The sequence below is a fragment of the Paracoccus caeni genome, from assembly GCF_016629665.1.
GTDB classification, from domain to species: Bacteria; Pseudomonadota; Alphaproteobacteria; order Rhodobacterales; family Rhodobacteraceae; genus Paracoccus; species Paracoccus caeni.
Genome location: NZ_JAEPRQ010000002.1, coordinates 456886 through 480616, shown reverse-complemented (window position 1 = coordinate 480616; position 23731 = coordinate 456886). Strand labels below are relative to the sequence as shown.

The 23731-nt window shown below is 61.9% G+C and carries 24 protein-coding genes; 7 read left to right on the top strand and 17 right to left on the bottom strand.

What is annotated here, in order from left to right; genetic code table 11:
- Positions 1-49 precede the first annotated feature (49 nt).
- Positions 50-1036, bottom strand: coding sequence for an ABC transporter substrate-binding protein (locus JJJ17_RS08980; protein WP_200685583.1), 987 nt, complete (start codon positions 1034-1036; stop codon positions 50-52).
- Between the two features lie 586 nt (positions 1037-1622).
- Between JJJ17_RS08980 and JJJ17_RS08975 the strand changes: the two genes are divergently transcribed.
- Entirely contained in the window at positions 1623-1988 is a 366-nt protein-coding gene (locus JJJ17_RS08975) for a hypothetical protein (RefSeq protein WP_200685581.1), read from the top strand.
- A gap of 18 nt (positions 1989-2006) precedes the next feature.
- Here JJJ17_RS08975 and JJJ17_RS08970 read toward each other — a convergent pair whose 3' ends face one another.
- The 4 genes from JJJ17_RS08970 to JJJ17_RS08955 form a co-directional block, all read right to left on the bottom strand.
- Positions 2007-2537: a hypothetical protein gene (locus JJJ17_RS08970; RefSeq protein ID WP_200685579.1), complete on the bottom strand. Its 531-nt coding sequence runs from the start codon at positions 2535-2537 to the stop codon at positions 2007-2009.
- Positions 2538-2696: 159 nt separating this feature from the next.
- Positions 2697-3092, bottom strand: a complete 396-nt coding sequence (locus JJJ17_RS08965) for a DUF6463 family protein (protein ID WP_200685578.1) — start codon at positions 3090-3092, stop codon at positions 2697-2699.
- A 15-nt stretch (positions 3093-3107) separates the two neighbouring features.
- Positions 3108-3656, bottom strand: a complete 549-nt coding sequence (locus tag JJJ17_RS08960) for a dihydrofolate reductase family protein (protein WP_200685576.1) — start codon at positions 3654-3656, stop codon at positions 3108-3110.
- 7 nt (positions 3657-3663) lie between these two features.
- On the bottom strand, positions 3664-4182 hold the full coding sequence (locus JJJ17_RS08955) for a VOC family protein (protein ID WP_200685574.1): 519 nt from the start codon (positions 4180-4182) through the stop codon (positions 3664-3666).
- A 177-nt stretch (positions 4183-4359) separates the two neighbouring features.
- On the opposite strand from JJJ17_RS08955, the gene JJJ17_RS08950 reads away from it, so the two are divergent.
- Positions 4360-4740 (top strand): hypothetical protein, encoded by a 381-nt coding sequence (locus JJJ17_RS08950; RefSeq protein ID WP_200685572.1) that lies wholly within the window; start codon positions 4360-4362, stop codon positions 4738-4740.
- 44 nt (positions 4741-4784) lie between these two features.
- Here the strand turns inward: JJJ17_RS08950 and JJJ17_RS08945 are convergent, their stop codons facing one another.
- Positions 4785-5579, bottom strand: coding sequence for a helix-turn-helix domain-containing protein (locus JJJ17_RS08945; protein WP_234463989.1), 795 nt, complete (start codon positions 5577-5579; stop codon positions 4785-4787).
- A gap of 182 nt (positions 5580-5761) precedes the next feature.
- Between JJJ17_RS08945 and JJJ17_RS08940 the strand changes: the two genes are divergently transcribed.
- Both JJJ17_RS08940 and JJJ17_RS08935 read left to right on the top strand, forming a co-directional pair.
- The gene (locus tag JJJ17_RS08940; protein ID WP_200685570.1) at positions 5762-6781 is read left to right on the top strand and encodes an LLM class flavin-dependent oxidoreductase; all 1020 of its coding nucleotides are present in this window, start codon (positions 5762-5764) and stop codon (positions 6779-6781) included.
- A 112-nt stretch (positions 6782-6893) separates the two neighbouring features.
- Positions 6894-7547: a glutathione S-transferase family protein gene (locus tag JJJ17_RS08935; RefSeq protein ID WP_200685568.1), complete on the top strand. Its 654-nt coding sequence runs from the start codon at positions 6894-6896 to the stop codon at positions 7545-7547.
- A gap of 5 nt (positions 7548-7552) precedes the next feature.
- Here the strand turns inward: JJJ17_RS08935 and JJJ17_RS08930 are convergent, their stop codons facing one another.
- Positions 7553-8464: an SDR family oxidoreductase gene (locus JJJ17_RS08930; protein WP_200685566.1), complete on the bottom strand. Its 912-nt coding sequence runs from the start codon at positions 8462-8464 to the stop codon at positions 7553-7555.
- Positions 8465-8540: 76 nt separating this feature from the next.
- Here JJJ17_RS08930 and JJJ17_RS08925 point away from each other — a divergent pair, with 76 nt between their 5' ends.
- Positions 8541-9143, top strand: coding sequence for a TetR/AcrR family transcriptional regulator (locus JJJ17_RS08925; protein WP_200685564.1), 603 nt, complete (start codon positions 8541-8543; stop codon positions 9141-9143).
- 222 nt (positions 9144-9365) lie between these two features.
- Here JJJ17_RS08925 and JJJ17_RS08920 read toward each other — a convergent pair whose 3' ends face one another.
- The 10 genes from JJJ17_RS08920 to JJJ17_RS08875 all read right to left on the bottom strand — a co-directional run bounded on the left by JJJ17_RS08920 (position 9366) and on the right by JJJ17_RS08875 (position 20257).
- On the bottom strand, positions 9366-10655 hold the full coding sequence (locus tag JJJ17_RS08920) for a hemolysin family protein (protein WP_200685562.1): 1290 nt from the start codon (positions 10653-10655) through the stop codon (positions 9366-9368).
- Positions 10645-10956 carry a hypothetical protein gene (locus tag JJJ17_RS08915; RefSeq protein WP_200685560.1) on the bottom strand — a complete coding sequence of 104 codons (312 nt, stop codon included), beginning with the start codon at positions 10954-10956 and terminating at the stop codon, positions 10645-10647. The genes JJJ17_RS08920 and JJJ17_RS08915 overlap by 11 nt, the downstream gene beginning before the upstream one ends.
- Positions 10957-11249: 293 nt before the next feature.
- Entirely contained in the window at positions 11250-12260 is a 1011-nt protein-coding gene (locus JJJ17_RS08910) for a TerC family protein (RefSeq protein WP_200685558.1), read from the bottom strand.
- A gap of 184 nt (positions 12261-12444) precedes the next feature.
- The gene (gene mnhG, locus JJJ17_RS08905; protein ID WP_200685556.1) at positions 12445-12936 is read right to left on the bottom strand and encodes a monovalent cation/H(+) antiporter subunit G; all 492 of its coding nucleotides are present in this window, start codon (positions 12934-12936) and stop codon (positions 12445-12447) included.
- Positions 12933-13214 carry a K+/H+ antiporter subunit F gene (locus JJJ17_RS08900; protein WP_200685554.1) on the bottom strand — a complete coding sequence of 94 codons (282 nt, stop codon included), beginning with the start codon at positions 13212-13214 and terminating at the stop codon, positions 12933-12935. Before JJJ17_RS08900 ends, mnhG begins: the two co-directional genes overlap by 4 nt.
- Positions 13211-13696, bottom strand: coding sequence for a Na+/H+ antiporter subunit E (locus JJJ17_RS08895; RefSeq protein WP_200685552.1), 486 nt, complete (start codon positions 13694-13696; stop codon positions 13211-13213). Before JJJ17_RS08895 ends, JJJ17_RS08900 begins: the two co-directional genes overlap by 4 nt.
- The gene (locus JJJ17_RS08890) at positions 13693-15339 is read right to left on the bottom strand and encodes a monovalent cation/H+ antiporter subunit D (RefSeq protein ID WP_200685550.1); all 1647 of its coding nucleotides are present in this window, start codon (positions 15337-15339) and stop codon (positions 13693-13695) included. Before JJJ17_RS08890 ends, JJJ17_RS08895 begins: the two co-directional genes overlap by 4 nt.
- Positions 15336-15680 (bottom strand): Na+/H+ antiporter subunit C, encoded by a 345-nt coding sequence (locus JJJ17_RS08885; protein ID WP_200685548.1) that lies wholly within the window; start codon positions 15678-15680, stop codon positions 15336-15338. Before JJJ17_RS08885 ends, JJJ17_RS08890 begins: the two co-directional genes overlap by 4 nt.
- On the bottom strand, positions 15680-18616 hold the full coding sequence (locus JJJ17_RS08880; protein ID WP_200685546.1) for a monovalent cation/H+ antiporter subunit A: 2937 nt from the start codon (positions 18614-18616) through the stop codon (positions 15680-15682). The genes JJJ17_RS08885 and JJJ17_RS08880 overlap by 1 nt, the downstream gene beginning before the upstream one ends.
- A gap of 294 nt (positions 18617-18910) precedes the next feature.
- The gene (locus JJJ17_RS08875) at positions 18911-20257 is read right to left on the bottom strand and encodes an MFS transporter (RefSeq protein ID WP_200685545.1); all 1347 of its coding nucleotides are present in this window, start codon (positions 20255-20257) and stop codon (positions 18911-18913) included.
- 243 nt (positions 20258-20500) lie between these two features.
- Between JJJ17_RS08875 and cyoA the strand changes: the two genes are divergently transcribed.
- Together cyoA and cyoB are read left to right on the top strand one after the other, a co-directional pair.
- Positions 20501-21685, top strand: a complete 1185-nt coding sequence (gene cyoA, locus JJJ17_RS08870) for a ubiquinol oxidase subunit II (protein ID WP_234463988.1) — start codon at positions 20501-20503, stop codon at positions 21683-21685.
- Between the two features lie 12 nt (positions 21686-21697).
- Positions 21698-23728: a cytochrome o ubiquinol oxidase subunit I gene (gene cyoB / locus JJJ17_RS08865; RefSeq protein ID WP_200685541.1), complete on the top strand. Its 2031-nt coding sequence runs from the start codon at positions 21698-21700 to the stop codon at positions 23726-23728.
- Positions 23729-23731 lie beyond the last annotated feature (3 nt).

Here is a 23731-nt window from a genome sequence, read left to right as displayed (position 1 = left end):
GGGTCGGCACCGTGATGGCGCCGACCCGTGCTTGCGTGGTATCAGACGATTATTGCTGCAGCAGAGCCGACAGCTTCTCGCGGGCGCCATCCGACAGCCAGCCGGACCATTCGTCCTTGTTGTTGGTCAGGTAATGCACCGCGACCTCTTCTGCCGAGGCGCTGTTTTCATCCTGCCATGCCAGAAGCGCGCTCATATCGTCGGTCTTGAAGGTCATTTTGCGGAAGAAGTCCACGATCTCGGGCTTTTCCTCGACCAGCTTCGCGGTGACCGCGGTGACGATCGGCGCGGCCGGGAATTCCGAGACCTGCGGATCGGGCGCATTCGGGTTTTGCAGCGGGGTGAACTTGGCCTCGTCATATTCGCCCAGCGACACCTGGGTCATGTCGTATTTGCCCAGCGGCACCGTCGGACCCCAGTAATAGCCGAACCACGGCTCTTCCGCGGTCACAGCCGAGCCCATCGAGGATGCCAGCGTCTCGCCCGAACCATGGTTGAACACCTTGATCCCCGAGGATTCCAGATCCAGCGCGCGGATCAGGTTGTCGCTGACCACCCGGCAACCCCAGCCTTCGGGGCAGTTGTTGAACACGCCACCGACCAGTTCGGGATTCTCCATCACGCCCTGAATGGTCTTCAGTTCGGGATGCGCCTCGGCCAGATAGGTCGGGATCCACCAGCCCTCGACCCCGCCGGGATCAAGCACCTGGGCGACCGTTTCCATGGTCCCGGCTTCTTCCAGCTTGGTGTAAGCCTCGCCAGCCGAGTTCAGCCACAGGTCGGTGACCACGTCCGGTTCGCCATTTTCGGCGACCGAGGTGATGGCAGGGATGGTATCGGAATTCACCAGGCTGACCTTGCAGTCATAGCCCTGTTCCAGCAGGAACTTGGCGACTTCGGTGATGACTTCGGCCGAGGCCCAGCCCATCTGCGCAATCGACAGATCGCCACAGGCGGCTTCGTCCTGGGCGAAGGCTGCCGTGGACATCAGGCAACCCACGGCACCGATGACGGCAAAAGACGTGAACTTATTCATTACTCTCCCTTTCGATTTTTGATTTTGACCGAGCTGGAGAATAGAGATAGCGGCAGGTTGGGCCGATCAAGTCCGACAAACGACGGCTTCGCATCCAAAAACGACGCGGCGTCAGGCCGCGGTAAGCGTCATCAGACACTCGAGAGTTGATATTCTCTCTCTCGGTCATGGCCTACCTCATAGTCGATCCGGGCAGGAAGGTAAACCTGCCGCGGCAGGAAAGTCCTTGTATGTCCTTGAAAATTCCCGATCTCGCGCCGGGTTGTTGATTGGCCAATCAATAAAGATTCACCCAGCTATTTCCGACCTTTCAAGCCGGATTTTCAGAGGAAAATAAAATCTCCGACCTGTCTCTTTAGACATGCCATAAATATTGGCATGCCCTTCGGCACCGCGTCATTCTGAAAGTCGGATAAGACAATTTATCCTGCATTTTCATCTGCCATGGCCGCGTTTTCTGTTGCGGAAAATACAAGTTAATTTCGGCAGACCGTCAGCGTCATTTCAGCGATGTTCACCGCCGGATCGGTGCCGCCCCGGCAAACGGCCTTGCGGTTGCCGGGTTCACGCCACTGCAGGTTGCGGGGTGACAGGCGGGACGATTCTGGCGATGCTGGTGAAACGGCATGGCAAATCAAGGGCGACGCGGCCCAGCGGCGTCCACAGAACCGGAGGAAAGCTGATGCATATGGTCATGGTGATCTGCGGCGGTTTCATGCTGCTGGCCACCTTCGCGCTGTTCGGAAAGCTGTGGGGCGGAGACGCCGCAGGCATTTCCACCGCCATCCGGGCATTCATCCCGGTCTGGCTGTTGATTACGCTGGTCAATATGTGGGTGGGGGTCACGCAGGCGGGCTATACCTACTCGCAAGAGGCGCCGATCCTGCTTCTGAACTTCGCCATTCCCGCCGCTGTCGCCATCACCCTTGTCGGTGTGGTGCTGAAAGCCTGACAGCGGCGGGATTGCAGATCACTCGACGGGGGTAATGACCGTCTCGTCATATTCCAGCCCGGCCAGATCCGGGTAAAGCTGGCCGATCATGGCGCTGTGCTGCGGCGTTTCCATCCGCACCAGATACCACTTGTCGCCATCTTCCAGCGCAAGGGTCGAGCCGACGGTCTGCATCTTCTGCTCGCCGATGCCGGTGATCGTGTCGGTCGGCACGATCGCATAATCGCGGCCTTCCTCGCTGGTGCCGGTGGTCGCGCCGTCGATGTCATAGGTGAATTCGATGATCTCGGCCTGCTCCAAGACCGCGCCCATCTGTTGCGCGATCATCGGCTTCAGCGTCTCAAGATCGCCGCCTGCCTGCGCCGCCATCATCTCCAGAATGGCCGGGGGCATGTTGTCGATCATGTTTTCATAATTGCCGTTCTCAAGATCCGAGATCAGCGTGTCGAATGCTTCGGCGATGGCCGTGCGGTCGGCGTCGTCAACCTCGGCCAGAAGGGGGGTGGCGGCCAGAATGCCAGCCAGGGCAAATGCGGAAAGTGTCTTCATTTTTTGGTTCCGGTGTAAAAAGTCAGTTAAAGGTCAATGCTCTGACGGAATGATCGCAGCACGCCACGGATTTCGCGGGACTCCGCGTAGCTTGTCAATTGGCGATGATACTGATCGGCGCTGACTTGCCAGTTCAGTATGCTTCCGGGACAGGCCCGGTTACGCCCATCCCCGGCGCGGTTTGCCCAGCAGCATCAGCCCCGAGGCGATCAGGACCAAAGGAAAGCCGCTATTCGGCATGATCGCTGTCAGCAGCAAGGCCCAAAGCGCCAGTATCACCACCGGAAAGCGCGGCAGCAACTGTCCGCGCCGGTCCAGCCATAGCAGCAGCAGGCCCAGCAACAGCGTCGGCAGCGCCAGACTGCCGGGCCATAGCCAGAACGCCATTCCGTTCAGGATCATCGCCTCGCTTTGCTGCGTCAGGGGCTGCCAATGCTCCATCGTCCAGAACAGACCGCCAAGCCAGCCCGCCAAGAACGGCCCCGCCTCGATTGCGAAAAGCGTCAGATGCAGGATGCAGGTGACGATCAAAAGCCATGCGCCTATGCGAAACATCAAGGAACTCCGGGGTCAGGTCAGGGCGTAGCGCAGGATCACCGCCGAACTGCCGACCTGCTCGCAATCCAGAAGCCGCATATTGATCGGCGTCTCCATCGGCCTGAAAAGCGGCGTTCCCCCGCCCAGCAGGACGGGGGCCACGGCCACGCGATATTCGTCGATTAGCCCGGTGGGCAGCAGATCGGCGACCAGATCGGCGCTGCCGAAGATGAACAGATCCTTGCCGGGTTCGGCCTTCAGCGCCCCGATCGCCTTGACCACGTCACCCTGCAGCAGGGTCGAGTTGTTCCACTCGGCCCGCTCCAGCGTGTCGGAAGCGACGTATTTCAGGATTCCGTTCATGAAGATGGCGGTCGGGTCAGACTGTGCCGACCAGTATTCCATCATCCCCTCATAGGTCCGCCTGCCAAAGATCAGCGCGCCGACCTCTGCGGTCTGGCGGTCCGAGAATGCCTGCATCTCGTCGCCCCAGATGGTTTCGTGGAAGCGAAGATCCCAAGCCTCTTCGCCCTCGAAATATCCGTCGAGCGTCATGACATTCCAGACGACCAGCTTGCGCATTTCAGCCTCACATTTCAGGTGCTGGATATTGGTCCCAGAATCCGGGCTGCGGATCAATCTGTTCCACCACGTCGACCAGAACCCCGGCGGGATCCCGCGTCATGAAACGGCGCTGGCCCCATTCCTCATCCGTCAGCGGATGGATGATCGGCGCATTCTCGGCGGTCAGTTTCTGGTAAAGCGCCGCCGCGTCCGCGACCTCGATGGTCAGGATCATCCCCTTGCCGTCGAAACTTTCCGGCCCCGGCGGGACAGAGGGGTGATCGGGATGCATGAAGGCCAGCACCGCGCCCCGTGTGCCTTCCTCGCCCGGCCCGTAAAGATAGACGAACCAGCTTGCCTCGAACGCGGCCTGAAAGCCGAAATGGCGGGTATAGAAATCGCGCGCCTCGAACAAAGCGGGCGTGGTGATCAGCGGATAAAGATCGCGGACGAACATCTGGGGTTTTCCTTCGTTTGTTTCGGCCATGGCCGGGGTGGAAAGCGCGACCGCAAGCGCGATCAGAATATGTCGCAGAGGGCGCATCAGCATGCCTTTCGGGTTGTTGCTGCGGCCAGTCTGTCCGCTTGGCTGCATCGTCTCAATTACCTGACGGGTCATCATTCACGCCCGGCGCGGCATCCGTTCCGATGACCTCCGGCGTAATCGACGAGGGGCAGGGCGATCTGCAGGATGGCCGCAGTTGAAAAAGGAGACATGGAAATGACCATCGACAGATTGCTGATACTGGACGCGCTGACCTGCCTTGCCATGGGGGCGCTGCTGGTCATCGGGGGGGTGTGGCTGGCCGGGCTTTTGCACCTGCCGCCGATGCTGCTGTTCTATGCCGGGCTGGTCCTGTTCCCGGTGGCGCTGCTGATGGCGCTGATCGGAATGATGGACCGCCCGTCGCCTGCGGGCGTGTGGCTGGTGATCCTTGGGAATGCCGGTTGGGTGCTGGCAAGCCTGCTGGTGCTGCTGGTGACACAGCCGAACGCATTCGGCACGGCCTTCGTGCTGTTGCAGGTGGTTGTGGTGGCGGTGCTGACGCTGGCCGAATACCGGGCGCGTCCCGCAGCAAGCCAGAGCGGCGCCCGCGCCTGATTTCAGGGTGAAGGGCGATCAAGGGCGGCGCGTGCCGCCCTTTTTCATGCCTCGGCTGCCGCTTGTGCCATCAGGGTCCGGGTCGCCTCATCCGCCGGGAAGAAGCTCTCGATGGCGATTTCCGACAGGGTGATGTCCATCGGCATCCCGAACAGCGTCGTGGTTGAGAAGAAGGACAGATCGCCAATCGGCGTCGCAAGCCGCAGCGGCACGATGATCGAGGCCGGGTCCATATGCGGCACATCCTCGGGCGCGGGCCATTGCTGGGTCTCGCGCAGAAGATCGTTCAGACCGGGATCGCCGGTCAGCGCGAATTGATGCTTCAGACGGCGGATCAGATGCCCGCGCCATTCCGCCAGATTGACGATCCGGTCCGCCAGCCCACCCGGCGCCAGCGTCAGACGTAGCACATTCACTGGTGGTTCAATCAGGCTGTGATCGGCCACGCATTGCATGATCCGCCGCGCCGCCGCATTCGTCGCCACCGCGTTCCAGTGCCGGTCCAGCGCCAAAGCCGGGCAGGGGTCGTGCCCGTCCAGCACCTGCCGGATCGCCGCCTCGGCCTGCGCCAGCGCCGGATTGGCCAGATCGCGCGCCTTGTAAACCGGCGCGAACCCTGCCGCGACCAGCATCAGGTTCCGTTCGCGCAAAGGCACGTCCAGCACCTCGCACAGCCGCAGGATCATCACCCGCGTCGGCTGGGACCGCCCGGTTTCCAGAAACGACAGGTGGCGCTGCGAAATCTCGGCATCCAGCGAAAAATCAAGCTGGCTGCGGCGGCGAAAGTCCCGCCACCAGCGCAGATGTTCGCCAAAGTTCATCGTATCATCAAGCATCATGCCCGAATGATAGCCCGCAGACGCGGAACGGCAATGACCTTGCAGGTCATTGTGCAGGAATGCACAGAGCTTGTGCTCCGGCTGCCGGTGCCGCCATTTGTGAACAGACCGCCGCGTTCCTACATATGCTGCAACCAAATCCATACGAATGTCGCCGGCGAACCGGCGACCCGGAGACGACGATGAAGAATATCGGATTCCTGTCCTTCGGCCATTGGTCGCCCGACCGTGGCTCGCAAGTTCGCACGGCCTCGGACGTGTTGCTGCAATCGATCGACCTTGCCGTCGCCGCTGAAGAGCTTGGCCTCGACGGGGCCTATTTCCGCGTCCACCACTATGCGCGGCAACTGGCCTCGCCGTTTCCTCTGCTGGCCGCGATCGGCGCACGCACCAAGACCATCGAGATCGGCACCGGCGTCATCGACATGCGCTATGAAAACCCGCTCTACATGGTCGAGGACGCTGGTTCCGCCGACCTGATCGCGGGTGGACGGTTGCAGCTTGGGATCAGCCGCGGCTCGCCCGAACAGGTGATCGATGGCTGGCGTCATTTCGGCTATCAGCCGGGTGAGGGCGAGACCGAACAGGACATGGCCCGCCGCCATACCGAGGTGTTCCTTCAGCAACTGGAGGGCAAGGGCTTCGCGCGTCCCAATCCGCGCCCGATGTTCCCGAACCCGCCGGGCCTGCTGCGGTTGGAACCGCATTCCGAAGGTCTGCGCGACCGGATCTGGTGGGGCTCAGCCTCGGATGCCACGGCTGTCTGGGCGGCAGAGCAGGGGATGAACCTGCAAAGCTCGACCCTGAAACTGGATGAGTCGGGCGAGCCGTTCCATGTCCAGCAGGCCCGGCAGATCCGCGTCTATCGCGATGCGTGGGAGAAGGCCGGTCACGACCGCACGCCCCGCGTCTCGGTCAGCCGCTCGATCTTTGCGCTGACCAATGACGAGGATCGGCGCTATTTCGGCCGGGGTGGCAAGGATGACGACCAGATCGGCAATATCGATACGTTCCGTGCCATTTTCGGCCGCAGCTATGCCGATGAGCCCGACAAGCTGGTCAAGGCGCTGCGCGAGGATGAAGCGATTGCCGAGGCCGATACGCTGCTGCTGACGGTGCCGAACATGCTGGGCGTCGATTACAACGCCCATGTGATCGAAAGCATCCTGACCCATGTTGCGCCCGAACTGGGCTGGCGCTGAGACAATACGGAAAACGCGGCCCCGTCGGGCCGCGTTTTTCGACCAATGGGCACTGGCTGGACTTAAACGCCTGCCTTTGCCATGCTGTCGGCACTGCTGAGGAAGCGTGCCAATGATCCCCACTATTACCGCATTCGCAAACTCACTCGATCAGGGCGCGGGCCTTGCGCGCGACATGCGCGTCCGCTGGGCGCTGGAAGAGGTCGGCCAGCCCTACAACACCCGCCTTGTCTCGTGGGAGGCGATGAAACAGCCCACCCATCTGGCATCGCAACCCTTCGGTCAGATCCCCAGCTACGAAATGGGCGATCTGATCCTTTTCGAATCCGGCGCAATCGTTCTGCATGTCGCCTTGCACAATCCGGGCCTGTTGCCGGAAGAAGCCGATGCGCGGGCGCGGGCGATCACCTGGCTTTTCGCCGCGCTCAACACGGTTGAGCCGCCGATTTTCGACATGGACATGGCCCAGATTATCGAGACCGAAAAGCCGTGGTATGACGAACGCCTGGCGCTGCTCAAATCGCGCATCCGCGACCGCTTGCGGGTTCTGACCGCGCAACTGGCGGGTAACGACTGGCTGGAAGGCGGGTTCAGCGCAGGCGATCTGATGATGATCGCTGTCCTCAGAATGCTGCACGGGACCGAGCTTCTGGCTGAATTTCCCGCCATCGCCGCCTATGTCGCCCGAGGCGAGGCCCGCCCGGCCTTTCGCCGCGCCTTCGACGCCCAGCTTGCCGATTTCAAAGCCAGTTCGCAGGCGGACTGAGCAACCTACGCCGCCAGCCCGGTCAATTCTTCGGATGCCTGCCACAGCCGCGTCGCCACTTCGGCATCGACGGCCTGCGCCGGGATCGCCGCCTTGATCGGATAGCCGCGAGTTTCGCGGAACCTGTGGGGGCCGTAATATTCCCCCGAAGCCGCCTCGGGCGCGGTTGCGGCATAAAGCGTCGGCAGCGCGCCCTGTGCGGCAGGCTGGAACGCGAAACTCAGCACCGTGCGAGCCATGCCGATGATGCTCCACCGGCCCGGCGCGTTATGCAGCAGATCGGTGCGTGAGACACCCGGATGCGCCGCCATGCTGGCGATGCCCCAGCCATTCGTCCGGCTGCGGCGATGCAGTTCCAGCGCAAAGATCAGACAGGCCAGCTTCGATTGGCTATAGACGCTCATCGGGCGATAGGCGCGCTCGGCATTCAGATCGGCAAAGTCGATTGCCCCGTTCCGCGCCGCAATGCTGGACAGCGACACGACCCGCGCATCCTTGCCGTTCTTCAGCAGCGGCAGCAGCCCGATGGTCAGCGCGAAATGGCCCAGATAGTTGGTGCCAAGCTGCAATTCGAACCCGTCCACAGTTTCCTGCCGTTTCGGCGGCACCATCACCCCGGCATTGTTGATCAGCAGATCCAGCCGCTCGGCCTTGGCCCGCATGCGCGCGCTGAACTGATCGACCGAATGCAGATCCGCCAGATCCAGCGGCTCGAACCGGATCTTGGCGTCCGGCACCGCCGACCTGATCCGCTGCACCGCCGCCTCACCCTTGGCCGGATTGCGCCCGGCGATGATCACATCCGCCCCGGCAGCGGCCAAGGCCAGCGCATCCTCATATCCAAGCCCGCCCGTCCCGGTCACAACCGCAAGCCGCCCGTCCTGACGCGGCATGTTGGATGTCGTCCACTGTCCCATCTCGACGCCTTTCAATCTATGATCACTTGAATTAAGATAATTACACTGAGTGCAAAAATGCATCAAGGGCAAAAATATGGCGAAAGCTGAGCAGGCCGGTCTGCCGGGCGAGGGGCTGCGCGAACGCAAGCGGCGCGAGACCGCGCAGCGGATCACCGATGCCGGGATCGCGCTTTTCATCGCGCGCGGATACGAGGCGACGACACTGGACGATATCGCTGAAAAGGCGGGGATTTCGCGGCGCAGTTTCTTTTCCTATTTCAAGTCCAAGGACGACATTCTGCTGTCCTTGCAAAGCGGCACCGGCAAGATGTTGGTGGCGGCTTTGCATGATGAACCCGTGGAAAAACCGCCGCTCACCGCCATGCGCGATGCGGTGATCCGGGTCTGCGCGCCGTTTCCGATGGACGAAATGATGGCGATGGACCGGCTGATGCGCTCAAGCGAATCGGTGCAGGCCCGCAAACAGGCCAGCTATATCGAACATGAGAAGCTGTTATTCGAGGCGCTGCGCCAGAAATGGCCCGATCCCGCGCGCGAGGTTTCGCTGCGGCTGCTGGCAATGCTTTCCATCGGCACGATCCGCCTGTCGCTGGACGAGATGAGCCGAACCGGCGGCGCAAGACCCCTCACCGACCTGCTCGCCCAATATTTCGACGCATTGGACGGCACACTGTAGGGTGCGTGCTCTGCACGCACCTTGCACCGCGCCAAAGGTGCGTGCAGAGCACGCACCCTACGCAACACCCACCGTTCGCAAGCTGTGTACAGCCTGTGTACGGCCTGTGCATCCCCGGTGTACGCCCTGTGCAGCCAAAACCCCAGCATTTGCTGGCGTTCCCGCACCCGCCGCTTCTCCGTTGCACAAATACCCAATGCAACGCCCGCAGCCGTTGCGCGCCTATCCGGCGTTCTCGGCCTCTTTCTTCGTGACCAGCACCTTGTCGATCCGCCGCCCGTCCAGATCGACCACCTCGACCGTCCAGTCGCCGATCTCGATCCGCGCGCCCAGTTCCGGCAGCACGCCTGCATGATCCAGCACCAGCCCGGCGACCGATTCATAGCCGCGATCATCCGGCAGCGAGATCCCGATCATGTCGGCGAACTCATCCGCAGGCATCCAGCCCGCAACCAGCCAGCCGCCATCCTCGCGCGCAATCGCCTTGGGCTCGTCATCGCCCGGTTCGGGGAAGTCACCCGCAATCGCCTCGAGCACATCCATCGAGGACACGACGCCCTCGAAATGCCCGTATTCATCATAAACCAGCAGCATATGCGTCGGCGTCTGCTTCAACTGCTCGATCACGTTCAGCGCCGGCAGACCCTCGCGGATGACCGGCACCTGCTGGATCAGCGGGCGGATATCGGGCGTATTTGCGGCGGTCCGGCCCAGCATGTCCTGACAGTTCAGGACGCCGATGATCTCGTCATCGGTGCCATCGCGGATCGGCAGACGCGACCGGCGGCTGTTGATGAAGGTCTGCTTGATCTCGTCGATGCTGTCGCGGATATCGACCATCTCGACCTCATGGCGCGGCGTCATCAGCCCACGCGCGGTGCGGTCGGCGATCCGCATGACGCCTGCGATCATGTCTTTCTCGGCAGGCTCGATCACGCCTGCAAGCCGGGCTTCTGAAATGACGACCTTGATCTCTTCGTCGGAGATTCCCCGGTCGCTTTCCCCCGACTGGCCCAGCAGCGACAGCACCGCCTTGCCGGATTTGTCCAGAACCCAGACGATCGGCGCCGCAATCCGCGAGATCCACAGGATGATCGGTGCGATCCGGCTTGCCACCGTCTCGGGAGAGCGCAGCGCGATCTGTTTCGGGACCAGTTCGCCCACGATCAGCGACAGATAGGTGATCGCGACGACGACGCCACCGACGGCCAGCGTCTGCGCCATTGCGGGCGAAACGCCCATGCCGACCAGATAGGCGGCCAGCCGGGTGCCCAAGGTTGCGCCCGAAAAGGCGCCCGACAGGATGCCGACCAGCGTGATGCCGATCTGGACGCTGGACAGGAACCGGCCGGGTTCCGCACCCAGTTCAAGGGCGGTCTGCGCCCCGCCGCTGCCTTGCTCGGCCATGACCTTCAGCCGGGCGGGCCGGGCCGAAACGATGGCCAGTTCGGACATGGCCAGAAGGCCGTTGAACATGGTCAGAAGAAGGACGATGGCGATTTCAAGAAACATGGTTTCCACGATGATGCGAATAAGGGTGAGGGCGGGCGGTCATCTGCGCAGCATTGATGCGCAGGCGCCCGGCAGCAGACAGGCCGTCGCCGAAGCAGGTCAGACTGATCGGGCTGGTGGGCGGGACTGCAAGCGAATGCCGCTCGCGCCGCGGATCACGGGCGATCTTGGTCAGGATGTCGAAAGATTCGGGTCGTCTGGTCGGATTGGCCGACTTTCGTCGGTCCTCCTCCGGTCCTTCGCCATTGTCCTCGGACAGATGGGCTGGGGCTGACGCGCCCCGATTGTCATGGTCCTGCATCGATCCTGTTCTGGTGCAATTGATACGACCTCGGGCGAAATCTTTGCCCGATCCCCATTGTGGAATGGCAGGGCAGGACAAAGCAAGGGCATCTGCACAAGTTTTTTAACCTTTGGGCGGGAAGCGCCGATATTCCCTGCGGTCACGGGGCTGCGTGTCTCCTGAGGTCCGGCACGCTCTTTTCTGCCATCGGCTGCGGCGTGGGGCGAGATGGAGCATCTGATATGAAACAGTGCCCATCCATCGGACGGGCACTGTCTTGCTTTCAGTTCAGTCAACCGTAGCTGCGGGTCTTAGTGATGGCCGTCCGACTTCTTCTCGGTCAGGGCTGCATCAGGCTGCGTGCCGGAGGTCTTCCAGATCGAATAGGCCACGCCTGCACCAAGGATGGCGAAGGTGATGCCCAGCGACCATTCCGGCGGGAACTTCTCCCAGCCAAGGGCGTCGGCGATGAAGATCTTCGAGCCGATGAAGATCAGCAGAACCGACAACGCGTATTTCAGATACGAGAAGCGGTGCAGGATCGCTGCCAGCGCGAAATACAGCGCGCGCAGACCAAGGATCGCGAAGATGTTCGAGGTATAGACGATATAGGGATCGGTGGTGATCGTGAACACCGCAGGGACCGAGTCGACCGCGAAGACGATATCGGCGATCTCGATCATCACCAGCGCCAGCAGCAGCGGCGTGGCAAAGCGGACGATCTTGCCGGTCTTCGGATGCGGCAGCTTCACGATAAAGGCGTTGCCGTGGAAATCATCGGTCACGTTGAACCGGCGGCGCATGAATTTCAGCAGCTTGTTCTCGCCGATATTGTGATGCTCTTCCGACACGAACAGCATCTTGATCCCGGTAAAGACCAGGAACAGCGCGAAGATATACAGAACCCAGTGATATTGCTCGACGATGGTTGCGCCAAGGAAGATCATGATGGCGCGCAGCACGATCACGCCCAGAATACCCCAGAACAGCACCCTGTGCTGATATTTGCGCGGGATGGCGAAGAAGCTGAAGATCAGCGCCATCACGAAGATATTGTCCATCGCCAGCGTCTTTTCGACCACGAAAGCGGTCAGATATTGCGCGGCAGGCTCGCCCCCCATCTGCCAATAGACAAAACCGCCAAAGGCAAGGCCCATGGCGATATACATAGCCGACAGTTTGAGACTGGAAGACACGCCGATCTCATGATCGCCCTTGTTCAGGACGCCAAGGTCCAGAACCAGCAGACCAATGACCAGCGAGATAAAGAGCAGCCACATCCAGACCGGCTGGCCCATGAAGGAAAGAAGCAGAAAATCCATGTTCACCTCACCTTGTTGGTTATGTGCTGAGGCCAACGGAAGATGACTGAACTGCGACAGACCCCTGGCATCGAGCACGCTCGATGCGGTCCGACATCACGACAATGGGTGTCGTCAGAGGGGCCCGGTCCCGCCCGCACTAACTGGTAAAGCGAAATCCCGGTTTCAAGGGACGAAAGGCGGATTATTCGCCTTTTTTCTCTTCATCGGGCGATTTTTCTGCCGAAACCGTGCCTTGCGCGGTGGTCACGGGGATTTCGCTGGTTTCGGGATCTTCCTGTTCCTGCGTATCCTCGGACGGATCTTCCAGCGTCGTGTCGATCGGACCGTCGCGCATTTCGGGCGGCAGGATCGGCGAATTTTCCGCCCGGTCACGATGCAGGGCGGCTCGGCCCAGAAGCATCAGCGTCACCGGGATCGTCACCATCACGCAAAAGCCGATGACCAGTTCGTGGAAGATGAAGCGGCCCTCGAAATGGCTGGCAAGGATGGCCGAGGCGATGATGATGCCGCCGGTTCCCCAGCTTGTGCCCAGAGTAGGGGCGTGGATGCGGTCATAAAACCGCTCCAGCCGGGCAAAGCCCAATGCGCCGATCAGCGTCAGGGTCGCGCCCAGCACCACGAAGAACGAGGCAAGGATCGCGATCCACAGCGGGATATTGTCCAGCGCGTTCATTCGATCACCTCGCCCCGGAACAGGAACTTGGCCAGCGCGACCGTCGCCACAAAGCCCATGACCGCGATCACCATCGCCGCCTCGAAGAAGAAGATCGAGCCAAGCCGCATTCCGGTGACCAGAAACAGCAGCATCACCGTCAGATACAGCGTATCCAGCGCCAGAACCCGGTCCTGCGCGCGCGGCCCCTTGACGATGCGGGTGCCGGCCAGACAGGCGGCCAGCGCCAGTGCGAATTGCGCATAGCTTAATGCGAAGGTCAGGATCGTCGCGCTCATTCGAAGATCTCCATCAGCATCGGCTCGTATGTTTCCTTGATGACCTTGCGATAATGCTCGGCCTCTTTGTCGTCGAAGATGTGGACGGTCAGCATTCCGGTCTCGGACACGTATTCGATCCATGCCGTGCCCGGCGTCGAGGTGACGATGATCGACAGCACCGCCAGCGCGTTCTGGCTGCGCAGCGTCAGGGGCACGACCAGAAAGGTCGAACTGCGTTTGCCGTTGCCCTCGGTCAGGATCAGCCGGGTCACGGCGATATTCGAACGCAGCACATCCATGAACAGCGTCCATAGCAGGCGCGGGACCACCGACCAGCGGCGGATGCGCGGGCGTTCGGGGTGCAGCGCCGCCATGGCCCGGCCCGCGACCAGCGCGATCATGCTGCCCAGAAGCAGATGGCCGGGCGAGAAGCTGGTCAGCACCATCCAGAACAGGACCAGCGCGACCGACAGCATCGGATGCGGGATCAGGCGGCTCATGGCTGGGTCTCCTCCTGAATCTCGGCACCTTCGCGGTCGGCGGCGCGTGGCGTGGCGAAGACGCCATAGGCATAGCTTGCCGTCTGGTGCAGATCCTGTGCGGTGCCTTGGGTATAGCGCAGCGTCACCTCGGATTTGACGGTCATCAGGCCCAGAACGCTGATCAGCGCGATGATCGGTGCGATCTCCAGCGCAAGGACGCGCGGGGCGGTATCCTCGCCCGCCCAGAAGGTCTGGATGCCGATCCGCGCCAGACCGATCAGCGTGGCAAAGCCCGAGATGATCAGCATCGCGATGAACGCCCAGTTGAGGCCCGGCGGCAGTCCGTTATCACCGATCAGTTGCTGGATGATCGCCACCTTGCCGATAAAGCCGGGCAGGGGCGGCAGCCCCGCCAGCATCATCAGCGAGATGCCGAAACAGGCGCCCAGAACGGTCATCGTCACCGGGATGGCCAGCCCGGCATCGGGCACCTCATCGACATCGGCATCGTCGATACCATAGGCATCCGCCGTCAGCGCCAGCATCGCGGCAATGCCGCCATCCTCACGGCTCATCGGCTCGATCAGCAGAAACAGCGTGCTGGTCGCGAGGGTCGATCCGATCATGTAGTAAAGCGCGCCCGACAACAGCTCGGGCCCGCCGCCCGCCACGGCAAAGCCCGTGACCGCCAGCACCGTCCCTGACGAGATCAGCACCGAATGCGCGGCCATCCGGCCAAGCCCCTGCGAGGCCAGAAGCCCGACAAGCCCAAAGATCAGCGTCGCCATGCCAAGGATGATCAGCATCCCCGCGCCAAACCCGGTCGAGGCCCCGGCGCTTGGCCCGAAAAGCAGCATCGACAGCCGCAGGATCGCATAGACGCCCACCTTGGTCATGATCGCGAACATCGCGGCGACCGGCGCAGCGGCGGCCATATAGGCGGTGGACAGCCAGAAGGACAGCGGCCAACTTCCCGCCTTGACCAGAAACGCCACCGCCATGATCGCCACGGCGGCATGCAGCAACGGCCGGTCCTCGGGCGACAGGGACGAGATCATGTTCGCCAGATGCGCCATGTTCAGCGTGCCGGTGATGCCATAGATCAGGCTGACCCCGATCAGGAACAGCAGCGAGGCGGCAAGGTTGATCGCGATGTAATGCAGGCCCGCGCGGACGCGAAGCTGTCCCGAGCCGTGCAGAAGCAGGCCATAGGACGCCGCCAGCAGCACCTCGAAGAAGACGAAGAGGTTGAACAGATCGCCGGTCAGGAAGGCGCCGTTCAGGCCGACCAGCAGGAACTGGAACAGCGAATAGTAATGCTGTCCCTGCCTGCTCCAGCTTGCCGAGGCATAGACCAGAGACGGAATCGCCAGCAGCGCGGTCAGCACCAGCATCAGCGCCGACAGCCGGTCGAGGACCAAAACGATGCCGAAAGGCGCCTGCCAGTCGCCCAGCAGGTAGAACCCGATGCTGCCATTGCCGTCGGCCCCGCCCGATTTGGCGCGAATGACCAACTCGATCGCGATCAGCAATTGCGCGCAGGTCGAGATCAGGCTCAGCCAGAACTTCGCCTTCCGCTGCCGGTCATCGTAAAGCAGCATCAGCGCGCCCGTGATGAACGGGATCAGGATCGGCGCAATGATCAGGTGTTGATGGATCACTGGCTGCGCTCCTTCCCGTCAACATGGTCGGTGCCGGTCATCCCGCGCGAGGCGATCAGCACCACGAGAAACAGGGCGGTGGTCGCGAAGCTGATGACGATGGCGGTCAGGACCAGCGCCTGCGGCAGCGGGTCGGCGTAATTGCTGGGATCGACGAAGCCGCCTTTCGGCATGATCGGCGGGCGTCCGGGTGCCAGCCTGCCCATCGAGAAGATGAACAGGTTCACTGCATAGGACAGCAGGCACAGCCCGATGATCACCTGAAAACTGCGCGGACGCAGAAGCAGCCAGATGCCCGAGGTGGCAAGGATGCCGATTGCGGCAGACAGGATGATTTCCATCAGGCGGTCTCCTTCATTCCGGCTTTCGCACCCTCTTCGGCAAGTGCCGCTTTCTTGGCCTTGGCGGCGCGATCTTCCTCATCCTGTTCGCGCAGACGGCTGGCGCGCAGCGACTGGTGGGCGATGGCGATGAGCATCAGGACCGTGGCCCCCATGACCAGCGCGAAGACCCCGACATCGAACAGCATGGCCGTGGCGGCGGGCACCTGTCCGATCACCGGCAGGTTCACGTATTGCGCATAGGCGGTCAGGAACGGATAGCCAAAGATCCACGCCCCGATCCCGGTCCCTGCGGCCATCAGCAGGCCGAAACCCATCCAACGGATCGGCAAGACGGTGATCCGCGCCTCGACCCAACGGACATTGGTGGCCAGATATTGCAGCAGGAAGGCGATCGCCATGGTGACGCCGGCCGCAAAGCCTCCGCCCGGCAGGTCATGGCCGCGGAAGAAGAAATAGGCCGAAACCATGATCAGCAGCGGGAACATCCACAGCATGATGACCGAAGGCACATAAAGATAATCGGTCAGGTGTTCCTGCGTGGTGATCTTTTGCTGTTCCGGCTGCTCGACACTTTCCGCCGAAGGACGGAAGCGGCGCAGCAGGCCGTAAACGGTCAACCCGACAATCGCCAGAACGCCAATCTCGCCGAATGTGTCGAAGGCGCGGAAATCGACAAGGATGACGTTCACCACATTGGTGCCGCCGCCCTCGTAATAGGCATTGCCAAGGAACCAGTCGCCGACATTTGGGACCAGCGGGCGTGTCATCAGCGCATAGGCGATGACCGCGATGCCGCTGCCCCCGATCACGGCGATGACCAAATCGCGGAAGCGGCGGATCTTGGCGGGCCGCAGCGTATCCTCGACGATTTCCTCGCGGCGCTTGGGCAGCCAGCGCAGGCCAAGAAGCAGCAGAACCGTGGTGACCACCTCGACCAGCAATTGCGTCACCGCAAGGTCGGGCGCGGCGAACCACACGAAGGTCAGGCAGGTGATCAACCCGGCACCGCCCAGCAGCACCAAAGCGGCGAAGCGGTGATATTTTGCCTGCCATGCCGCGCCGATGGCGCAGGCCGCACCGACCAGCCACATCAGCCCAAAGGCGGGGCTGGGCGTGTTCAGCCGCAGATCCTGTGCGAAATGCAGGTTTCTCCACAAAGCCGCCGTGGCGAACAGGACCGAGGCCATCACAAGGATGCGCAACTGCGGCTGCAATTCCTCGGTGCCGATGCGGCGGAAAACCGACCGGGGCCAGCGCCAGCTTATCTGCAGTTGCAGCCAGTCATAGATCTTCTGCGCCCGGATCATGTGGAACAGCGGCGGGCCTTCGGGTCCGTTCGGGACCGTCCGCGCCGTGGTCAGGAAGATGAACGTGCCGACCACGATGGCGACGACGCTCAGCAGCAGCGGCGCATTGACGCCGTGCCAGATGGCGATATGCGCCTCGGGGGTGTTGGGGCCAAGCACGGCTTGGGCGGCGACGTTCAGGATCGGCTCCAGCGTCAGGGCGGGCAGGATGCCGATCACCACGCAAAGCAAGACCAGCATCTCGACCGGGCGGCGCATCCACGGGGTCGGTTCGTGCGGGGTCTGCGGCAGGTCGGTGGCGGTTGGGCCAAAGAACACCGTGACGATGAAGCGCAGCGAATACGCGACCGAGAAGGTGCTGCCGATCACCGCCAGATAGGGCAAGGCATTGTCCAGCCATGTGCCGTTATGCCAATCGACCGCCTCGGCAAAGAACATCTCTTTCGACAGGAACCCGTTCAGCAGCGGCATCCCCGCCATCGACGCGGCTGCGGTGATCGCAAGAACCGAGGTGATCGGCATGACCCGGATCAGCCCGCTCAGCTTGCGCATGTCGCGGGTGCCGGTTTCATGGTCGATGATCCCGGCGGTCATGAACAGCGAGGCCTTGAAGATCGCGTGATTGCAGATGTGGAAGATCGCCGCAAAGATCGCCATCGGGCCGCCGATCCCGGCCAGTGCGGTGATCAGGCCCAGATGGCTGATCGTCGAATAGGCCAAGAGACCTTTCAGGTCGTGCCGGAACAGCGCGATCACTGCGCCGACGATCATGGTAATCATCCCGGTGCCCGCGACCGCATAGAACCACGCCTCGGTCCCTCCGAAAGCGGGCGAGAAGCGGACCAGCAGGAACACGCCCGCTTTCACCATGGTCGCGCTGTGCAGATAGGCCGAAACCGGCGTCGGCGCGGCCATGGCGCCGGGAAGCCAGAAATGGAACGGGAATTGCGCCGATTTGGTAAAGGCGCCCAGCAGGAACAGCGTCAGCGCCGCGCCGTAAAGATCGCTCTGCCGGATCAGATCGCCCGAGGCCAGCACGGTTTCCAGATCGTAACTGCCGACGATATTGCCGACGATCAGCATCGCGACCAGCAGACACAGACCGCCAAGGGCGGTGATCATCAGCGCGGTCCGCGCCCCGTCACGGGCGGCACCGCTTTGGTGCCAGAAGCCGATCAGCAGGAATGAGATGATCGAGGTCAGTTCCCAGAACACCACCATGATCAGGATGTTGCCCGAGATAAGGATGCCCTGCATGGCGCCGGTAAACGCCAACAGCAGGGCGAAGAACCGGGGCATCCGGTCCTGACCCTCCATGTAATAGCGCGCATAGATGACGACCAGAATGCCGATGCACAGCACCAGCAGCGTGAACAGCCACGAAAACCCGTCCAGCCGCAGGGTGATATCCAGCCCAAGCGAGGGCACCCATTCGATATTGCCGCGCAGCGATCCATGTGTCGCGATCGTCTGCCGGAAGCCCAGCAGAATCGCGACGCCCGCGGCAAGCGTCAGGCCCGAGACCCAGGCGGCGGCGCGGTGGGCATTGTGCGAAAGACTGAGAAGGGCAAGAGATGCAACGAACGGAAGGAACGCCAAAATCGAAAGCAGGTTCTGTTCGGCCATCGTCCCGTCCGTACTCCGTTCGTCGTTAACCCGGCTCCGGGCAATCGCCGTCCCCTGTCCGGATGACAGTGGGGGCAAATGTCTGGCCATGGAATATACACCGATTGCCGTCTGAAGGCGCGGGGATCAAGGCCTTATCGTTCATTCCTTAACACTAATTGGCACATATGCCTCACGTATCCGTGTGCAAGGGGCCGTCGGTTGCATTCTGATGCAAAAACACGCGGAAAGGTAAGGTTTCCGCGTGCTCGGTAATTTTACCTATGTCTGTGGGCGGGACGCCCCGCGCGCGCCTCAGCGGCGGGTATCGTCAACGCTTCCGACCGAAGATTCGGCCCTGAACTCAAGCTGACGGACCACCCACAGGGCGATGACCGTGCAGATCGCGCCCGACAGCAGATACAGGCCTGCGGCAAAGAGTCCCAGCCAAGTGGACAGGAACAGGGCGGTGATCGGCGCAAAGCCTGCGCCGAACATCCACGCAAAGGCCGACACGAAGGCCGAGGCGGTATAGCGGTTGCGCTTTTCGAACATCGAGGCGACCGCGCCCGAGGATTGGCCGAAGCTCAGACCAAGGATGATGAAGCCGACGATCATATAGGCCGATTCGCCGCTTGCCCCGCCACGCAGCAGGACCGGGGCCAGCAGGCTGAAGGCGCCGATGGCGACCGCGCCCCACATCAGCAGGTTCCTGCGCCCGAAACGGTCCGACAGATAACCCGAGGCAACCACCGACAGGACGCCAAATGCGGCGCTGACCGCGGTGAGGTTCAGGAAGAAGGTCAGGGTCTCTTCGGTGTAAAGATAGACCCAGGACAGCGGGAAGACCGTGACCATGTGGAACATCGCAAAGGTCGCCAGCGGCACGAAGATGCCCACGACGACGGCGCGGCCATCCTCGGACACGGTGTCGCGGATGCGGGTGGCCTGCAATTCGCGGGTCTCGAACTGCTCCTGAAATTCGGGCGTAGCGATGATCCGCAGCCGCGCGAACAGCGCCACCACGTTCACCGCGAATGCGACGAAGAACGGATAACGCCAGCCCCAGTCAAGGAAATCCTCGGCCGACATGCTGGCAACGAGATAGGAAAACAGCAGCGCCGCGACGATCAGACCGATCGGCGCGCCAAGCTGCGGGATCATCGCATAGAAGCCGCGTTTCTCGCGCGGGGCGCTGACCGCCAGAAGCGACGACAACCCGTCCCATGTGCCGCCAAGCGCGATCCCCTGACCGATGCGCAGCAGTGCCATGACCGCAATCGCCCACCAGCCAAGTGTATCGTAAGACGGCACCAGCCCCATGGCCACGGTCGAGGTGCCCAGCCCGAATAGCGCCAGCGTCAGCTTGGCCACGCGGCCATGGCGACGGTCGATCCGCATGAAGATGGCGGTGCCGATCGGGCGGGCGACGAAGGCCAGCAGGACCAGAACGAACGACCAGAGCGTCCCGGAAAGCGGATCCAGAAACGGAAACAGCCGCGATGGAAAGACGATGACCGAGGCGATGGCGAAGACGAAGAAGTCGAAAAATTCGGACGTTCGGCCGATGATCACACCGACTGCGATATCCGAGGGCGAGACCTCGTAATCGGTTGCGTCGTGTCCGCGCGTATCGCGGGCGGTTTCAGAGGAATTGACCATATCGGCGGCGCTCCGTGATCGACATGACGAGGCAGAAAGACGCAGATCGGCTGCAATCATGGCAGAATCTGCAAGAAATCCCGTGCAGCCATGATACATTACCGCAGGAATGCACACGCGACAAATTGTCTTCTGTCTCATCCGAGGCATCAGTTTTATCGGGTGCGCCATACGCTGAGGCAAGCCAAGTGATGGCGGGGCAACGTCCCTAGACCGAGGGCATCGAAGAACATGGCACCAATCTTGAAACGGCTAACCTTGCTTGGCGCGCTTCTGGCGCTGTCTGCCTGCAAGTTCGAAGTTCTGTCTCCTTCAGGGGATGTCGCGGCACAGCAACGCGACCTGCTGGTGATCTCGACCTTGCTGATGCTGATCATCATCATTCCGGTCATGGCGCTGACGGTCTGGTTCGCATGGCGCTATCGCTCGGCCAACCGTCAGGCGACCTATGCGCCGGATTGGGATCACTCGACCAAGCTGGAGCTGGTGATCTGGGCGATTCCGCTGCTGATCATCGTCTGCCTTGGCGCGCTGACCTGGGTTGGCACGCATCTTCTGGATCCTTACCGCCCGCTGGACCGCATCAGCGCGACCCAGCCTGCACGGGATGAACAGCCGCTGCGGGTGCAGGTTGTCGCACTCGACTGGAAATGGCTGTTCATCTATCCCGAAGAGGGGGTGGCGACCGTCAACCAGTTCGCCGCGCCGGTGGACCGCCCGATTGAGTTCACGCTGACCTCATCCTCGGTCATGAACGCCTTCTATATCCCGGCCATGGCCGGGATGATCTATGCGATGCCGGGGATGCAGACGACGCTGCATGGCGTCTTTAACGAATCCGGTGAATATCAGGGACTTGCGTCGCATTATTCAGGCGCTGGTTTCTCTGGCATGCGGTTCAAGGCCGAGGCGCTGGACGATGCGGGCTTCGACGCCTGGATCGCCGAGGCGAAAGAGAGTGGCGAGACGCTGGACCGCGCCCGCTATCTGGAACTGGAAGCGCCCAGCGAGAATGTCGCCCCGATGATCTTCGCCGAGGTTGAACCGCGCCTGTTCCAGCGCGCCGTCAATATGTGCGTCGAGGAAGGCAAGATGTGCATGTCCGAGATGATGGCCATCGACGATCAGGGCGGCATGGGGCTTTCGGGCGCGGTCAACGTCGCCGCGCTGACCTATGACAAATACGAGCGTCGCGGCACCGCCCGTCCGATTCTGGGACTGGAGCCCTTCCGTGTCGTGGGCATCTGCACCGCCGACGAGTTGGAGCAGATGTTCGCCTTCGCCGATGCGACCAGCAACTACACCCCCCGCGACGTATCGCCGCTGCGTGGGCGTGGGCTCAGCGAGCCGCAGGGCATCTTCAGGGGGATCACCCCCACCGACCTCACCCAATCCACGCCGCAAACCGGCGTCGACAGGAACCTCTGAGCGGATCTCGACATGGCAATTCCCAGTGACATTGAAACCACTTTCCTGTTCGGTCGCCTGAACCTTCACGCCATCCCTGCAGACCCGATCGTCTGGGTCACGTTTGTCTTCGTCGCCATCGGCGGCGCGGGCCTGCTGTGGCTGCTGACCAAATACAAATGGTGGGGTTATCTGTGGACCGAATGGTTCACCTCGGTCGATCACAAGAAGATCGGCATCATGTATATAGTGCTGGCGCTGATCATGTTCGTGCGCGGCTTTGCCGACGCGATCATGATGCGGTTGCAGCAGGTGCTGGCCTTCAACGGCTCCGAGGGCTACCTGAACGCCCATCACTACGACCAGATCTTCACCGCCCATGGCGTGATCATGATCTTCTTCGTGGCGATGCCCTTCGTCACCGGGTTGATGAACTATATCGTGCCGCTGCAGATCGGCGCGCGCGACGTGTCCTTTCCGTTCCTGAACAACTTCTCGTTCTGGATGACGGTGGGCGGCGCGTCGCTGACCATGGTGTCGCTGTTCATCGGTGAATTCGCACAGACCGGCTGGCTGGCCTTTCCGCCGCTGTCGGGGATCGGATACAGCCCCTATGTCGGGGTCGATTATTACATCTGGGGGCTACAGGTCGCCGGAGTGGGCACCACGCTATCCGGGATCAACCTGCTGGTGACCATTATCAAGATGCGCGCGCCGGGCATGACGATGATGCGGATGCCGGTCTTCACTTGGACCGCGCTTTGCACCAACATCCTGATCGTGGCCTCGTTCCCGGTGCTGACGGCGACGCTGGTTCTGCTGACGCTGGACCGCTATCTGGGCACCAACTTCTTCACCAATGATCTTGGTGGCAATCCGATGATGTATATCAACCTCATCTGGATCTGGGGCCACCCCGAGGTTTACATCCTCATCCTGCCCCTGTTCGGCGTCTTTTCCGAGATCACCGCGACCTTCACCGGCAAGCGCCTGTTCGGCTATACCTCGATGGTCTATGCGACCGTCTGTATCACCGTCCTGTCCTATCTGGTCTGGCTGCACCACTTCTTCACGATGGGGTCGGGGGCTTCGGTGAACTCGTTCTTCGGGATCACCACGATGATTATCTCGATTCCGACCGGGGCGAAGATCTTCAACTGGCTGTTCACCATGTATCGCGGCCGCATCCGGTTCGAGCTGCCGATGATGTGGACCGTGGCCTTCATGCTGACCTTCGTGCTGGGCGGGATGACGGGCGTGCTGCTGGCCGTGCCGCCTGCGGATTTCGTGGTCCACAACTCGCTGTTCCTTGTGGCGCATTTCCACAACGTCATCATCGGCGGCGTGCTGTTCGGCTGCTTCGCGGCGGTGAATTACTGGTGGCCGAAGGCCTTCGGGTTCAAGCTGGACCCGTTCTGGGGCAAGGTCTCGTTCTGGTTCTGGGTCGTGGGCTTCTGGGTCGCGTTCATGCCGCTTTACCTGCTGGGCCTGATGGGCGTCACGCGCCGCGTGCGGGTGTTCGATGATCCCAGCCTGCAAATCTGGTTCATCATCGCAGCGATTGGCGCCGTGATGATCGCCATCGGCATCGCCGCCATGTTCCTGCAATTCTACGTCTCGATCAGAAACCGCGAGAAGCTGCGCGACGACAGCGGCGACCCGTGGGAGGGGCGCACACTGGAATGGGCAACCTCGTCGCCGCCGCCGGATTACAACTTCGCCTTCACCCCGGTCAGTCACGGGCTGGATACGTGGTGGGACATGAAGCGCTTCGGCCAGACCCGGCCGCGCGCCACCTATATCCCGATCCACATGCCGAAAAGCACCGGGACGGGGGTGATCATCTCGGCCCTCTGCACGATCTGCGGCTTTGCTCTGATCTGGTATATTTGGTGGCTGGCGATCCTGTCCTTCGTCGGCGTCGTCGCCGTGGCGATCGCGCATACCTTCAACTATGACCGCGATTTCCACATCCCCGCCGATGTGGTGAAAACGACCGAGGACGAACGCGACCGCGTTCTTGCGACATTGCCCGCGGCACAGCCTGCGATTCAGGGGGTCTGACCG